At 69.1% G+C, this 14,084-nt stretch carries 11 protein-coding genes and 1 pseudogene; 5 read left to right on the top strand and 7 right to left on the bottom strand.

Features of this window, described 5'->3' with window-relative positions; genetic code table 11:
• The first annotated feature begins 52 nt into the window (after positions 1 to 52).
• The 4 genes and pseudogenes from SNAS_RS31415 to SNAS_RS34635 all read left to right on the top strand — a co-directional run.
• On the top strand, positions 53 to 1,312 hold the full coding sequence (locus SNAS_RS31415) for an Nramp family divalent metal transporter (RefSeq protein WP_013021539.1): 1,260 nt from the start codon (positions 53 to 55) through the stop codon (positions 1,310 to 1,312).
• Between the two features lie 15 nt (positions 1,313 to 1,327).
• A complete protein-coding gene (locus SNAS_RS31410) occupies positions 1,328 to 2,092 on the top strand; it encodes a LamB/YcsF family protein (RefSeq protein ID WP_013021538.1) in 765 nt (254 codons plus the stop codon).
• 135 nt (positions 2,093 to 2,227) lie between these two features.
• A complete protein-coding gene (locus SNAS_RS31405; protein ID WP_013021537.1) occupies positions 2,228 to 2,842 on the top strand; it encodes a 5-oxoprolinase subunit B family protein in 615 nt (204 codons plus the stop codon).
• Positions 2,839 to 3,675, top strand: a pseudogene (locus SNAS_RS34635) (5-oxoprolinase subunit C family protein); the annotation flags it as partial. The gene SNAS_RS31405 and the pseudogene SNAS_RS34635, both read left to right, overlap by 4 nt.
• A gap of 52 nt (positions 3,676 to 3,727) precedes the next feature.
• Here SNAS_RS34635 and SNAS_RS37070 read toward each other — a convergent pair.
• Together SNAS_RS37070 and SNAS_RS31395 are read right to left on the bottom strand one after the other, a co-directional pair.
• Positions 3,728 to 4,633: an ornithine cyclodeaminase family protein gene (locus SNAS_RS37070; RefSeq protein WP_013021536.1), complete on the bottom strand. Its 906-nt coding sequence runs from the start codon at positions 4,631 to 4,633 to the stop codon at positions 3,728 to 3,730.
• A 48-nt stretch (positions 4,634 to 4,681) separates the two neighbouring features.
• Positions 4,682 to 5,065: a VOC family protein gene (locus tag SNAS_RS31395; RefSeq protein WP_013021535.1), complete on the bottom strand. Its 384-nt coding sequence runs from the start codon at positions 5,063 to 5,065 to the stop codon at positions 4,682 to 4,684.
• A 61-nt stretch (positions 5,066 to 5,126) separates the two neighbouring features.
• Between SNAS_RS31395 and SNAS_RS31390 the strand changes: the two genes are divergently transcribed.
• The gene (locus SNAS_RS31390) at positions 5,127 to 8,231 is read left to right on the top strand and encodes an AfsR/SARP family transcriptional regulator (RefSeq protein ID WP_013021534.1); all 3,105 of its coding nucleotides are present in this window, start codon (positions 5,127 to 5,129) and stop codon (positions 8,229 to 8,231) included.
• Between the two features lie 6 nt (positions 8,232 to 8,237).
• On the opposite strand, the gene SNAS_RS36065 is transcribed toward SNAS_RS31390, so the two are convergent.
• From SNAS_RS36065 to SNAS_RS33550, 5 genes are all read right to left on the bottom strand, one after another.
• Positions 8,238 to 8,375, bottom strand: coding sequence for a hypothetical protein (locus SNAS_RS36065; protein ID WP_013021533.1), 138 nt, complete (start codon positions 8,373 to 8,375; stop codon positions 8,238 to 8,240).
• A 113-nt stretch (positions 8,376 to 8,488) separates the two neighbouring features.
• A complete protein-coding gene (locus tag SNAS_RS31385) occupies positions 8,489 to 9,295 on the bottom strand; it encodes a DUF2182 domain-containing protein (RefSeq protein ID WP_013021532.1) in 807 nt (268 codons plus the stop codon).
• On the bottom strand, positions 9,292 to 9,927 hold the full coding sequence (locus SNAS_RS31380; RefSeq protein ID WP_013021531.1) for a DUF1326 domain-containing protein: 636 nt from the start codon (positions 9,925 to 9,927) through the stop codon (positions 9,292 to 9,294). Before SNAS_RS31380 ends, SNAS_RS31385 begins: the two co-directional genes overlap by 4 nt.
• A gap of 64 nt (positions 9,928 to 9,991) precedes the next feature.
• Positions 9,992 to 11,785, bottom strand: coding sequence for a hypothetical protein (locus SNAS_RS31375; protein WP_013021530.1), 1,794 nt, complete (start codon positions 11,783 to 11,785; stop codon positions 9,992 to 9,994).
• A gap of 13 nt (positions 11,786 to 11,798) precedes the next feature.
• Positions 11,799 to 14,081, bottom strand: a complete 2,283-nt coding sequence (locus tag SNAS_RS33550) for a multicopper oxidase family protein (RefSeq protein WP_013021529.1) — start codon at positions 14,079 to 14,081, stop codon at positions 11,799 to 11,801.
• Positions 14,082 to 14,084: the final 3 nt, after the last annotated feature.

The following is a 14,084-nucleotide window of genomic DNA, read 5'->3' as shown; positions in this document are numbered from 1 at the left end:
GGTCCCAGTGGCCCGGATTACCCCACGGGCCCTCAGTAAGAGGAGCTCTGTCATGAGCGACAGGAAAATCGCGGACGCCTCGCCCGCAACCCCCACCAAAAGACAACGCTTCGGCCCCGGGCTGCTGGTCACCGCCGCCTTCATCGGGCCCGGGACGGTGACAACGGCCAGCGTGGCCGGTGCCGAATTCGGCTTCGCCCTCGTGTGGGCCGCCGTCTTCGCGATCCTTGCCACGATGGTCATGCAGGAGATGGCGGCCCGGCTCGGCATCGTCAGCCGCGCCGGACTCGGTGAGGCGCTGCGCGCCACCTTCACCAACCCGGTCACCGGGGTCATTGTCGCGGTGCTGGTCGTGGCCGCCATCGCGGTCGGCAACGCCGCCTTCCAGACCGGCAACATCGCCGGGGCCGCCGTCGCCCTGACCACGATCAGCGGCGTGCCCACCCAGGTGTGGGCCGTCGCCGTGGGCGTGCTGGCCTTCGGGTTGCTGTACACCGGCATCTACCGGTTCATCGAAGCCGTGATGATCGCGCTGGTCGGGGTGATGACCATTGTGTTCATCGTGACCGCCGTCGTCGTGCGCCCCGACCTTGGTGCGCTGGCCGCCGGACTCGTACCGACCATTCCGGACGGTTCGACGATCACCGTCATCGCCCTCATCGGAACCACCGTGGTTCCCTACAACCTGTTCCTGCACGCCAGTTCGGTGCGGCAGAAGTGGACCGCCGACATTCCACTGGAGAAGTCGCTGCCGCAGGCCCGCACCGACACCTACGTGTCGGTCGGCGTCGGCGGCGTCATCACGCTGGCCGTCGTCACCACGGCCGCCGCCTCGCTGTTCGCCCACGGGCTGAGCGTCTCCAACGGCGCCGACATGGCCCAGCAGCTGGAGCCGCTGCTGGGCCCGGCCGCCAAGTGGTTCTTCGCCGTCGGACTGTTCGCCGCCGGACTCACCAGTGCCATAACCGCGCCACTCGCGGCGGCTTTCGCTGTCAGCGGCATGCTCGGGTGGAGAATGGATCTCAAGTCCTGGAGGTTCCGGGGCGTGTGGGTGGCTGTCCTGGTGATCGGCGCCGTGCTGGCGGTGGCGGTCGGCGAGAGCCCGGTTCCGGCGATCATCTTCGCGCAGACGACCAACGGCCTGCTGCTGCCGATCATCGCGGTGTTCCTGCTGGTGGTCGTCAACCGGAAGCAGGTCATGGGTGAACACCGAAACAGCCTGGCCCGCAACCTGGCCGGCGGTACGGTCGTCCTGGTGGCGACCGGGCTCGGTGTCTTCAACATCCTCAAGGGACTGGGCGTCCTGGCCTGAGAAAGGAGGACCGTGATGCGACGGACCATCGACCTCAACTGCGATCTCGGCGAGGGTTTCGGCGTGTGGACGCTCGGCGACGACGAGGCGCTGCTGGACATCGTGACCAGCGCGAACGTCGCCTGCGGCTTCCACGCGGGCGACCCGTCGATCATGCGGGCGGTTTGCGAACGCGCCGCCGCGCGGGGCGTGGCGATCGGCGCGCAGGTCGGCTATCGCGATCTGGCCGGTTTCGGACGCCGGAACATCGACGTCGAACCGCGGGTGCTGACCGACGAGGTGCTGTACCAGCTGGGCGCCCTCGACGCGTTCGCGCTGCGCGCCGGGGACCACGTCCGGTACGTCAAACCCCACGGCGCGCTGTACAACCGGATCGTCACCGACTCCGAGCAGGCGGCGGCGGTGGTCGCGGCGGTCACCGCCTACGACCCGAAGCTGGCGGTGCTGGGCCTGCCGGGCTCCCGGTTCCTGAAACTGGCGGCCGAGGCGGGGCTGGTCACCGTGACCGAGGCCTTCGCCGACCGGGCTTACACCACCGAGGGACGGCTGGTGCCCCGGTCGCGGCCGGGAGCGGTGCTGCACGACGCCGAGACGATCGCGGGCCGGGTGCGCCGGATGGCCGTGGACGGCCGGGTGGTCAGCATCGACGGCGTCGTCATCGACATGACGGCCCAGTCGGTGTGCGTCCACGGCGACACCCCCGGCGCGGTGGACATCGCCCGGCGGGTCCGGTCGGCTCTGGACGAAGCCGGGATCCACGTCTCGGCCTTCGCCACCTGAGGTGACCATGAGGATCGCGCGGTGGGGCGGATACGCGGTGTTGGCCGGGTCGGACAGCCGAAACGATGCTTGCGCCCGGTACCGCCCACCGCGCTTTCGCGGGTTTACTGGAACAGCTGATTTCTGAGGTGGGTCATGAGATTCCTGCGGTGCGGTGAACACGCGCTACTGGTCGAACTGGACGGTCTCGACGAGGTCCTGGGCCGGTACCACGCGTTGCGGCGCCATCCGCCGGTCGGCGTCGGCGAGCTGGTTCCGGCGTCGCGGACCCTGCTGGTCCACTTCGATCCGCTGTTGACCGATCGGGAGAAGGTCGCCAGAGCCGTCGAGGACGTGCCACCGGAGAGTCCCGCGCGGGCGGACGACCGGCTGGTGGAGATCCCGGTCCGCTACGACGGCGAGGACCTGGAGGAGGTGTCGGTACTGACCGGCCTGTCCGCGTCCGAAGTGGTCAAATCGCACACCGGCGGCGAGTACCTGGCCGCCTTCGGCGGTTTCGCGCCCGGCTTCCTGTACATCACCGGCCTGCCCGAGACGCTGCGGCTGCCGCGCCGCGACACGCCCCGCACCCGGGTGCCGTCGGGGGCGGTGGCGTTGGGGGGCGGCTACACGGCGGTGTACCCGCGCGATTCCCCCGGCGGCTGGCACATCATCGGCCACACCTGTCTGTCCATGTGGGACCTCGATCGGGAGCCACCGGCGGCGCTCAGCCCGGGCGACCGGGTGCGGTTCGTCGAGGTGGGCGAATGATCGAGATCGTGGCGGCCGGTCCACTCACGACGGTTCAGGACCTGGGACGGCCCGGACGCCAGTCCCAGGGCATCGGGCACTCCGGCGCCGCCGACCGGCCCAGCCTGCGGCTGGCCAACCGGCTGGTCGGCAACCCGGAGTCCGCCGCCGGACTGGAGGCCACCCTCGGCGGCCTGGTGGTGCGGTTCAGCGGCGCCCGCACCGTCGCGGTCACCGGCGCCAGCTGTCCGCTGCGGCTCGACGATCGCGGCGTGGACATGAACTCGCCGCTGCACGTCCTCGCGGGACAGACGCTCCACATCGGTCCCGCGGTGCGGCGGCTGCGCACCTACGTGGCCGTGTCGGGCGGTGTCGCGGTGCCGGAGGTCGCCGGATCCCGTTCCACGGACCTGCTCTCCGGCCTCGGGCCGGAACCGCTGCGCAGCGGCGACCGGCTGCCGCTCGGTCGCGGCGCTGGTGCGGTGACGGCCGTCGACCACGCGCCACAGCCGCTGCCCGACGAGCACCCGGTGCTGCGGGTGACCCCGGGGCCCCGCGACGACTGGTTCACCGCCGAGGCGCTGGCCGACCTGTTCGGGTCCGAGTACGAGATGACGATCGACAGCAACCGGGTCGCGCTGCGGCTGTCCGGCCCGCCGCTGCGTCGCGCCACCGACCGGGAACTGCCCTCGGAACCGTTGGTGTGCGGCGCGATCCAGGTGCCGCCGGACGGTCAGCCGGTACTGTTCCTCGCCGACCACCCGGTGACCGGGGGCTACCCCGTCATCGGGGTCGTCGTCGACGAGGACATCCCGCTGGCGGCCCAGTGCCGTCCCGGCCAACGGCTGCGGTTCCGTCGCAACACGGTTTTAGTGGCGCGGCAACGGTTCGGGACGGCCTCGCGGTTCACAGCCCCAGCAGCCGCGCGACGAGATACGCCTCGGTCCCGGCCAGGCCCACCGAGCAGAACAGCGTCCCGGGCCGGGGTTGCGTGTCGCCCGCCAGCACCGAGCCCAGCGACACGATGCGCTTCTCGTGCTCGGTGTCGCGCAGCACGAACGGCGGGTCGTATGCGCGCAGCTGCGGCAGCGAGTCGGTGACGATCAGCCCGGCCCGCCGGGCCAGCGAATCGTCGAACTCGGCGCGGCCGATCTGCTTGGGCCCCAACGTGGACACGTAGGCGGAGCCGTCGATGGCGCCGGTGTCCACCACCGGGGTGCCGCTGCTGGTGGCCAGCACGACGATCTGCGCGCCCGACACCGCCGCCTCGGCCGAGTCCGCCGCCCGGACCTCCAGCCCGTAACGCTCGGAAGCGTTGGCGGCGAACCGTCGCCGGGTCTCGGGATCGCGGCAGAACACGGAGACCCCGCTCAACGTCCGCACCGCGTTGATCGCCCACAGCTGCATCCACGCCTGCGGACCACAACCGACGATGCCCATCGTGGACGCTTCCGGCGCGGCCAGCGCGTCGGCCGCGACCCCGCCGATCGCGCCGGTGCGCATCGGACCGATCTCCTTGCCGACCGCCACGCCCTCCACCCGCCCCGACTGTTCGGAGTGGACGACCACGGTCTGCTCGCCGGTCTCGGTGGGAAGCGTGTCGTAGGAGCGGTATCCGTACCAGCGACCGACCAGGCGTCCGGCCGTGAACGCGAACCGGCCGTCACCCAGATCGGCGTGGGCGCGCGGCGGCGCCAACAGCTCGCCCCGGTGCGCGGCCAGGATCGCCTCCCGGCACCAGGCCACCGTCGTCTCGGCGGACAACCGTTTCGTGAGGTCCGCGTCCCGCAACACCACCGGTTTGAGCCACATGGCCCCAGAATGGCAGAGACGGGGCCGGGGCACCAGACGCGTGGTGCGTCAGTTCACGGCGAGACAGAACTCGTTGCCCTCGGGGTCGAGCAGGACGACGTTGTCGCCGAAGCGTTCCGACACCGACGCGCCCAGCGCGGTCAGCCGCGCGATCTCGGTCTCCAGGTCATCGGTCCGCAGATCGACGTGCACCCGGTTCTTGACCACCTTGGTCTCCGGGACGCGCTGGAACCACAGTCGCGGCCCGCCGGCGGCCGACTCGACGAGCACGGTCGGATCGTCCTCGGTGTCGGTGATCCCGAACGAGCGCAGCCGGGCCAGCTCCTCGTCGTCGTAGGGGGCGACGGCGTAGCCGTCCACGGCGGCGGCCCAGAACCGCGCCAGTGATGCCGCGTGTCCACAGTCGAAGACGATGTCGTGCAGTCTGGCCATCGGTCCATTATCCCGCCGCGCGATACGGTTGTCGCGGCCAAAAGGGGAAGGCGGCCGTGTTGTGGAGTTTCGAGTCCTTGGCCCGGTTGAGGTGCGCCGCGACGGCGTGGCCGTGCCGATCGGCGGCGGCCGTCAGAAGGCCGTTCTGGCCGCGCTGGTCTGCCACGCCGAGGACTGGATGTCGCGCTCGCGGCTGCTGACGACGGTCTGGGACGAGGCGCCGGATTCCGCCGCCGCCAACCTGCGTACCTACCTCGCCAAGCTCCGTCGGGCGCTGGCCGACGACGCTGGTTCGCGGCTGGAACTCGGCGAGGGCCGGGTGCGGCTGCGCATCGGCGGCGGGGAGAGCGATCTGCGGCGGTTCCGCGACCTGAACGGACGGGGCGAAGCGGCGTTCGCCGCCGGGGACCATGCCGAAGCGGCGCGGGCGTTCGCCGAGGCGCTCGCGCAGTGGCGGGGCGAACCCTTCGAGACGGCCACCGTCGACCGTCCGCTCGCGGCGTTGGCGATGGAGCTGTGCGAGGCGCGCGCCGAGACGCGTCGCAGGTATCTGCGGGTTCTGGTCGAGCTGGGGCGGTATGACGAGGCGATCGCGGGGCTGCGGACGGAGGTGACCGCCGATCCGCTCGCCGAGCAGCCGATCGAGCTGCTGATGCTGGCGTCGTATCGCGGGGGACGGCCGGACGAGGCGCTGGCGTTGTACCGCGATACCCGGGTGCGGTTGGTCGACGAGCTGGGCGTGGACCCTTCGCCGCGACTGGCGGCGCTGTACGAGCGGATGGTGTCCGGTGACGAGCCTCGGGTGTCGCGGGACGGCGAAGCGGCGCGGGAGCGAGGCACCGGACTGCCGCGGCTGGTTCCGGCTCAGCTGCCCGCCGACGTTCCCGGGTTCACCGGGCGCGACAGCGAGGTTGAGGCACTGTGCTCGGCGGTGACCCAGCGACGCTCGGGAGCGCTGGTGGTCTCGTCCGTGGAAGGCATGGCGGGCATCGGGAAGACCGCGTTGGCGGTGCACGCGGCCCGGCGGTTGGCGGACGAGTTCCCGGACGGGCAGTTGTTCATCGACCTGCATGGCTTCGACGCTGACGCGCCCGCGACCGACCCGGCGGTGGCACTGGAGCGGCTGTTGCACAGCTTGGGCGTCGATCCCCGGCAGATCCCGGAGAACCTGGACGAGCGGGCGGGGCTGTATCGATCGATCCTGAGCGATCGCAGTGTGCTGATCGTGCTGGACAACGCCAGTGGGGAGCAGCAGGTGGGGCCGCTGTTGCCCGGCGGCGATGCGAGCCTGGCGATCGTCACCAGCCGTCGCAGCCTGGCCGGTCTGGACCAGGCCCGGTCGATCCAGCTGGAGCTGTTGGGCCGCGCGGAGGCGATAGCGCTGCTGGCCGCCGCGCTGGGGCCCAGTCGGGGCGGTGCGGGGCAAAAATCCGTCCCCGCCGTGGAGCCCGGCCGGTTCGCTGCGGCAGACGAAGCCGTAGCCGCCGAGATCGTGGCTGTCTGCGGCATGCTGCCGCTGGCGATCCGGATCGCCGCCGCGCGGCTGCGACACCGCCCCGACTGGACGCTTGCCGATCTGCGCGACCGGCTCCAGCAAGCCGGACTGGCCGGGCTGTGCGCCGGCGACCGCAGCGTCACGGCCGCGTTCGAGATGTCCTACGCCGAGCTCGATGACTTGGCTCGCAACGCTTTCCGGCGCCTGGGCTTGCATCCCGGCCACGACTTCGACGTGTACACCGCCGCCGCGTTGTGCGCGGAACCGGCTGACGACCCAAGCGAGGCTTCGCCGTCACGCCACCCCTCGCTGTCGTCCACACAGGCCACACTCGACGAACTCGTCGACGTCAACCTCCTCATCGAGTTCCGCCCCGGCCGCTACCGCTTCCACGACCTCGTACGCGAGTTCGCCGCCCACAAAGCCACCCTGGACACCCCCGAAACCCGAGCCCACGCTCGCCAACGCCTCGGCGACCTCTACCTCTACTACGCGGGCAAGCTCTATGCCGCCGAACCGATCGTGTCCATCGGCCGCGACTACCGAGTCCGTGCCCCCGAAACCCCAACGCCAACCATCCCCGACGCCACCACGGCACTGGCCATCATGGACGATGAGAACCCCAACATCCTGGCCTTCATCGAATCGGGGCACGACCACGACGTCGGCGCCCAATCCGTCGAACTGGCCACCCTGCAACTGAGCTACCTATGGCGCCAAGCCCGCTACAACGACTTCCCGGCCCGCTTCCCGAAACTGCTCGACACCGCCAAACGCCTCGGCGACCCCGCCGCCGAAGCCTGGCTGCGCATCGCCCAGGGTTCCTGCCTGGCGAAATGTGGACAGTCCGAACAGGCCATCGACGAGCTCACCCTCGCCCGCCGCATCGGCGAGCGCGTCGGCCAGCCCGACATAACGCTCACCGCGACCTTCGAGACCGCCATGGCCCAGATCGGTGCGGGCCGGTTCGCCGACGCCAGCATGACCCTGGCCGAAGCCCTGGCGTCGCGGCCGGGCGGCGACGACTTCGTCGAGATGGAGATCCGCAATCGCCTGGCGCAGTGCGCTTTCCGCCTCGGCGACGCCGCCGGCGCGCTGCGCGACCTGGACCGGGCGATCGAGCTGGCCAACCGACGCGGCGACCAGCAGGCCCGGGCCCGTTTCACGTACAACAGCGCCGAGCTGCAACTCCACGCCGGAAACCCCGCCGACACCCTGGAGCGTTTGAGCACCGCCCGCGACTACTACGGCCCCGACATCGAGCCCGACAACCTGTCGATGTTGTTGAGCACCAAGGCCAAGACGCTGCTCGCGCTGGGGCGCCCCCAAGACGCCCTCGACGCCCACCGTGAGGCCGTCGCCGTCGCCACCGGGTTCGGTGACGTCTGGCTGTTGGCGACGGCGGTGGTGGAGCTGGCCGAGACCCACGCGAAGCTCGGCGACCACGCCTCGGCGCTCGAGCACCTGTACCGGGCCGAGACACTGACCGACGGGGTCGCGCCGCACCTGTACGCGCTGGCGCAGCGCGGGATCGCCGACAGTCTCGAGGCTTTGGGTCATCGGCACCAGGCACGGCTCCATTTGATATGTGCCCTGCGTCAGTTTGTAGAGATGGACATGCCTGATGCCGATGAGATCCGGGACCGTCTCAACCGCGACGAAGTCGCTTGAGGACGGTCAGCAGCACTTTCGGCAGTGGCAGTTGTCAGCCATCGTGGTTCCGGAGTCCGAAAGTGAGGCGATGGCGGGAGCGCTCACCGTCAGCAGCCCAGCCAGCGCGAGTGCCGCGGCGACCAGGGATCGGCGAAGGGTCATGGTTCCTCCAACGGAGAGAGTTGACGGCGACGACGGGAAACCCGTCGTCGCCGTCAAGCTATCGAGTCGGTGCGCGTGCCGACGCATACGAGCCGTATGCGACCGGCACGCGGTCACAGGAACTGAAGCGCCGCCACGACTCCCGCCGCGACGAAGAACCCGACACCCATCGGCCGGGTCAGCCTCCCACCCCAGCGGGCACTCTTCTGGATCACGCCGAACAGGGCGAACACGACCATCCACAGGTGACTGGCCGAGCCCACGATGAACATGACCACCATCAGTGCGGCACAGCAGCCCAGGCACGACTGGCCGTAGTCCAGGCCGATCCGGAACGACTGGCCCGCGACGCTGTCGCCGCCCTTCCAGTGCTTCCCGATGAAACTGAACGGCGACCGGCAGGCCGTCACGCACTTGGCGATGTAGTTCGAGAACTGGTACGCCCCGGCGGCGACCAGGGTCGCCACCAGGAACCACGGGGCCGCCGCCTGCAGCGAGTTCATCTCGACGAGGTAGCGCAGATGTACGTGCGCGAACGAGATCGCGGCGCCCGCGGCCGCCCACACCGTCAGGAACCCGGCCACCACGACCACCGTCAGCCGGGTCCGTTCCGGCCGTCGGGCCGCCACCCGCCGGAACGAGGCCAGCAGCGGGATCGCCGTGGGCAGCATGTGCGCCACGGTCATCAGCAGCCACGCCCCCGTGAACAGCCCCACCATGGCGGTCATGCCGGGCTCGGCACCCCCGCCATGGTGGTCGTGGCCGCCCGACGGCAGCGTCAGGTGCATGTAGTGCGTCCACGGCGAGAAGTGCCACAGGACGAGGCCCGCGGTCGCCACCAGCGACATGCCCAGCGGCAGCGGTACGTCCCGCCAGGTCCATTTCGGAGCCCGAACGCTCTTCTCCGCCGTTGCCGTCATTTGGTTCCGATCAGGGTTCCCTGGTTGTCATAGGCGAACCGGCCCCGCATCGCGGCCAGTCCGTCCATCTCCATGGTGAACTTGTCCTCGCCGAGGTCCATCTGGAACGCGCCGCTCTTGCCGACCTCGGCCCGGGAACCGAGCACCTTGGACAGTGGCGAGTGCGCCAGTTCGGTGACCTGGCCGTCGGTGCCGAACAGCGGGGTGATGTCGCCCGAGATCCGGCCGTCCACCTGGAGCCGCAGCTTGTCGGCCTCGGCGGAGATCTTGATGGGGCAGCGCTCGGCGGCCTTGAGGGTTCCCATCAGGACGGCCAGCTCGCCCAGCGGTCCGCCCAGCCGACCGGTGAAGGCGTTGGCCAGGGCCTGGAACTGCTCGTCGTCGGCCTCCTCGTCGACGAAGAGGTAGACGTCCTGACCGCCGTCGCTGCGGTTGCCGGTGTGGTAGGACGCGCTGATGACCTTGCGGCCGGTCACGTCCACATTGGCGATCTCGCCTTCGGTGATGTCCCAGCCGAACACGCCGGTGCAGGCGCCGTTGTCGGGGGCCTCGCCGAGCCAGCAGGGGCAGATGGTCGAGCAGTCGCACATCTCGAGGAAGTGGCCGCGCAGGTTGTAGGAAACGTATTCCATGTCGTTTCAGCCTTTCGGCCGCCGCCGGAATCTCTTCCGGCGGCGGCGTTTTGTGTTGTCGGGATTAATGCACTGAGAAGACGCCCACGTCGTGGTGCATCGGGTCGTACTGGTAGAGCCGCAGTCGCCGCGAGGGCTCGAAGTTGAACTTGATCTGGACCTTGCGCTTCACCGGGAAGCTGCGTCCCTTGCGGTCCTTGGTCGCGGCGGGCAGGATGATCGGCTGCCGCACGTCGGTGTTCTGGGACCACCAGGCGCGTCCGAAGCTGAAGTACGGGCCCTGCTGGCCCTCCCGCAGTCCCGGCTTCCACTGGTTCTCCCAGCCGCGCCCGCCGCCGAAGTCGAGACTGGCGTAGGCGCGCTGGAAGTAGTCGGCGTTGAGCAGGGTCACCTTGAAGTTGGTGCCCCGGGTCCGCCACTTCTCGAAGTCGACGAAGCTGCCGTCCCGGTGCTCGCCGTAGATCGTGTTACCGGCGTACAGCAGCGTCATGTCGGTGTCGGGGTCCACTTCGGCCCCGGCCGGCAGGGTGGTGCGGTCCTTCCAGTCGAAGAACGCCGCCCGCGCCTGACACACGTCGACCAGCGCCTTGTTGGTGTCCGGCTTGTCGGCGTTGATCGAGACCAGCGCCTTGCGGAAGAACGTCCACATGCGCTTCTCCGGAGCCAGGTCGCTGAGCATGGCGATGGCCTCGGAACGGCTCTTGCCGCCGCCGAAGACCTCCTCCTCGTACTGCGGCAGGGTCTTCTGCTTCGGGCCGCCGGGTTCGGCGGTCTCGGGGAACAGGGTCCGCGCGTTCTCCAGCGCCTGGACGCGCGGCGGGTGGAACCGCCAGCCCCAGGTGTAGATGAACTTGTAGTACTTCGGCGGCGGCATCTTGATGACGATGTCGATCTGCTGCCCCTCGCCGATGGGCTCGAAGCTCTGGTCGAACGCGACGCCCGGCACCGCCGGTTCCCCGAAACCCTTGCCGGGCGGGAAATCCGGGTGGTCGTTGAGCATCATGAACGGCGAGAACGCGTCCTTGCCCTTGTCCAGGACGGTCAGCTTGTACGTGATCGTGAACGTGACGTCCAGCGGCTTCCCGTCCGGTCCGTCCAAAGGCGACAGGTCCAGGAACGCGGTGTCCGACTCGATGTGGTGGTCGTACCACAGCTGGTGGATGTTGACGTTGCCGCCGATGATCTTGCCGCGCTTGTCCCGGATCGGCTCGACCTTCTTGATCTTGTCGGGCCCGTTGTAGTGCAACAGTGGGAATCCGCTGTACTCCCGGTCCGGGATCGGGTTGCCCTCCAGGATGTGGATGGCCCGCGACAGCTGCTGCCGGATCGAGTCCAGGTCGGCCTCCTCGGCGGGAATGGTGCGCCCCACCTCCTCCGGCTGTGCCCGGCCGCCGTGCCGGGACCAGAACTCCGAGGCCGACTTGCCCGACAACAGGTTGGCGAGCCTGTCGAAGATGTGCGACAGGTCGTTCGTCGGCGAGGTGATGTTGATGTCCTTCTTCTTCGGAGCCCCCTGGTGCAGGTTGTTGGGGTTCAACGGCGAAGAAGGCAGGGTGTTGGGGATCTCGTTGCCGAAGCTGTCGAAGGCGTTGGTGTACACGGTCGGCAGCAGGTTCGTCCCGGGCGGGAACGAGAACGGGTCGATCTCCTCGAAATACCCCTCACCGGTCTCGATGAAGGTGGTGTCCCCGACGGTCTGCTGCTTCGGCGGGTCCAGCTGCCGTTGCGGCTTCGGGTGATTGTGGATCGGTACCTCGGGCAGCAGCGGTGCCGGTGCCGGTGGCAGCGGAGTCTTAGGCTCCTCCTCCACCCGGACCACCGGTATGCGCGCCGTCATCGGCTCGTCGTATTTGCTCATGTCGCCTTACCTCTCAGTGGTGGCCGCCGCCGTCGTCGTCGGACGCGCCCGCCTTGGGGTACTTGTCGACCGGTTCGGGGGGAATGGACTGCGCGTCGTCGACCCCCTCGCCGTTGTCGCGGATGGTCGCTGTGGCCGCCACGTGCTTGACATGGGCCGGGACCGCCTCGTTGTGCACCGGCAGGCTGGCCGCCCCGTACACCTGCTGCACCGTCTTGGATCCGTCGAAGCCCTTGCCGGGCGGCAGCACGTCCCAGCGGATCATCATCGCCGCGTCCTCGTGCACCAGGTTGTGGCAGTGCAACACGTAGCGGCCGAGGAAGTCGGGCCACCGCGAGTACATGGTGATGGACGTTGCCGGGGCCAAAAGCGCGATGTCGCGGCGGTAGCCGCCGCAGAACGGTCCCCTCAGGACGTTCGTCCCGAGTTTGTAGTCCTTGCCCTCGCTCTGCTTCTTCTTGAACACCCGCTGGAAGTCGTCGACGCTGTTGACGAACATGGCGATCTGCACCATGTCGGGCTCGACCGGGACGCCGTTGACCTCCTGAACCAGCCACTCACTCAGGTGACTGTGGACGGGATGGCTCCAGATGTTCCCGATGCTGTAGAACGTCCACTCCTCGGCGGTGTTGATCTCGATGCCCGCGTCGATGCGGTTGGAGTCCATCGCCTTGCCGTTGATGACGAACAGCCCGGCGGTGTAGTCGAACAGCCAGCGCCGCTTGCGGACGATCTCGCAGGAGTCGATCTCCGGGAACGGCCGGAAGAAGTCCGGGATCCGGCTGGGGTCGTTGACCTTGCCGCCGCGGACGTCGAACCGCATCAGGCGCTTCTCCCGGATCGCCTGCGGATCGGTGATCTGCCGCCCCGAGGGCCCGTGTCCCTCGTCCTGGTCCAGCCGGTTCTCCAGGTACAGGATGTCGCCGTCGTCGAACTTCGAGAAGTCGACGATGATGTCGACCCGCTGCGCCGGGCCCAGCATGATCTGCTCGGTCTCCAGCGGTTCCGGCTGCAGGTTGCCGTCGCCGGTGATCGCGATCATCCGGACGAACCGGTCGTCCTCGGGACGTCCGGTGTCGTTGCGCGCGAAGTTCAGGTTCAGGTTGTAGAACCGGGACACCGACGCGTTGACCAGCCGGAACCGGTACTTGCGGCGCTTCACCCGGTGGTGCGGCTGGATGACCCCGTTGACGCTGAACCGGTCGCCCAGCAGCCCCATGGTGTCGCGGGGCTCCCACATCAGCTGGTAGTCCTCGGTGATCATCAGGTCCTGCAACACCAGCGGCTGGTCGAACTCGCCGCTGGGCAGCCGCCACGCGTACGGGTTGGGGTCGTTCTCGTCCCCGGAGTCCTGGTCGTCGAAGTACAGGTAGGTACCCACCAGCCCGGCGTACACGTTGGGACCGGTGAAGTCCCGCCGGTGGTCGTGGTACCACAGCGTCGTCATCTTCTCCCGCTCGTCGGGGACCCGCTTTCCGGAGCGGGGATCCAGGACGGTGGCGGGGAAGTTGGCGAAGTGGTGGTCCCAGAAGTCACCGGTGTCGGCCCAGTCGTCCGGGTTGCCGTCGCTGGCCGACTCGTTGTGTCCATTATGGGTGTGCCGGGTGGTGGACGGCATCGCGAACTCGACCTTGCCGGTGCCCAGCATCGGCAGGTTGTTGAAGCGGCGCATCAGGATCGGCTCGCCGTAACGGGCGTGGATCGTGGGCCCGGGACGGGACCCCTCGATACCCCAGGTCCAGGTCACCTTCCCGTAGTCACTGTGGAGCTGAGTCTGGAACTCCTCTTCCCGCTGGATGTAGTACTTCTCGGGCTTGAACTGGTCGAACAACTGGTGCCGCCGCCCGTCCGGCGCGGGTACCAGCGGCTCCCGCTCCGGCTCGGCGACCGGCAGCAGCGGCAACGGGTCCTTGAACGCCGTCACCGGTGGGCTGCGGTGATCACTGTGGTCGGGCAGACCATCCGGCAACGCCAGGTACTGCAGGTTCTCCTTGCCCGGATAGTCGTCGTGGATCGAATAGGGAGCCTCGACGCCCATCCCGCCGTGCGAGGGCTCGGACGACGACGGCAGCGTCGTCGGCTGGGTGTTACGGGGAGCGGGTGGTGGTGGGCCCACCCGCTCCGGCTCGGTGGGGCGCGCGTGCGGCCCGTCCTTGGGTTCGGTTGTCATCGGGGTCGTCATGGGCGCCTTGGGACTGGCGTCCTGACTCTTGCGCTCCGGAATCACCGACCACCCCACCTTGGGCGGCGGAGTCTGCGGGCCCTCCCCCGGATTCTTGTCAGCCTCGTGTTGCATGGT

It is taken from the genome of Stackebrandtia nassauensis DSM 44728, from assembly GCF_000024545.1.
Classification (GTDB): domain Bacteria; phylum Actinomycetota; class Actinomycetes; order Mycobacteriales; family Micromonosporaceae; genus Stackebrandtia; species Stackebrandtia nassauensis.
Note: the sequence above shows the minus strand (reverse complement) of the source record. Positions and strands in the feature narration are given on the sequence as shown.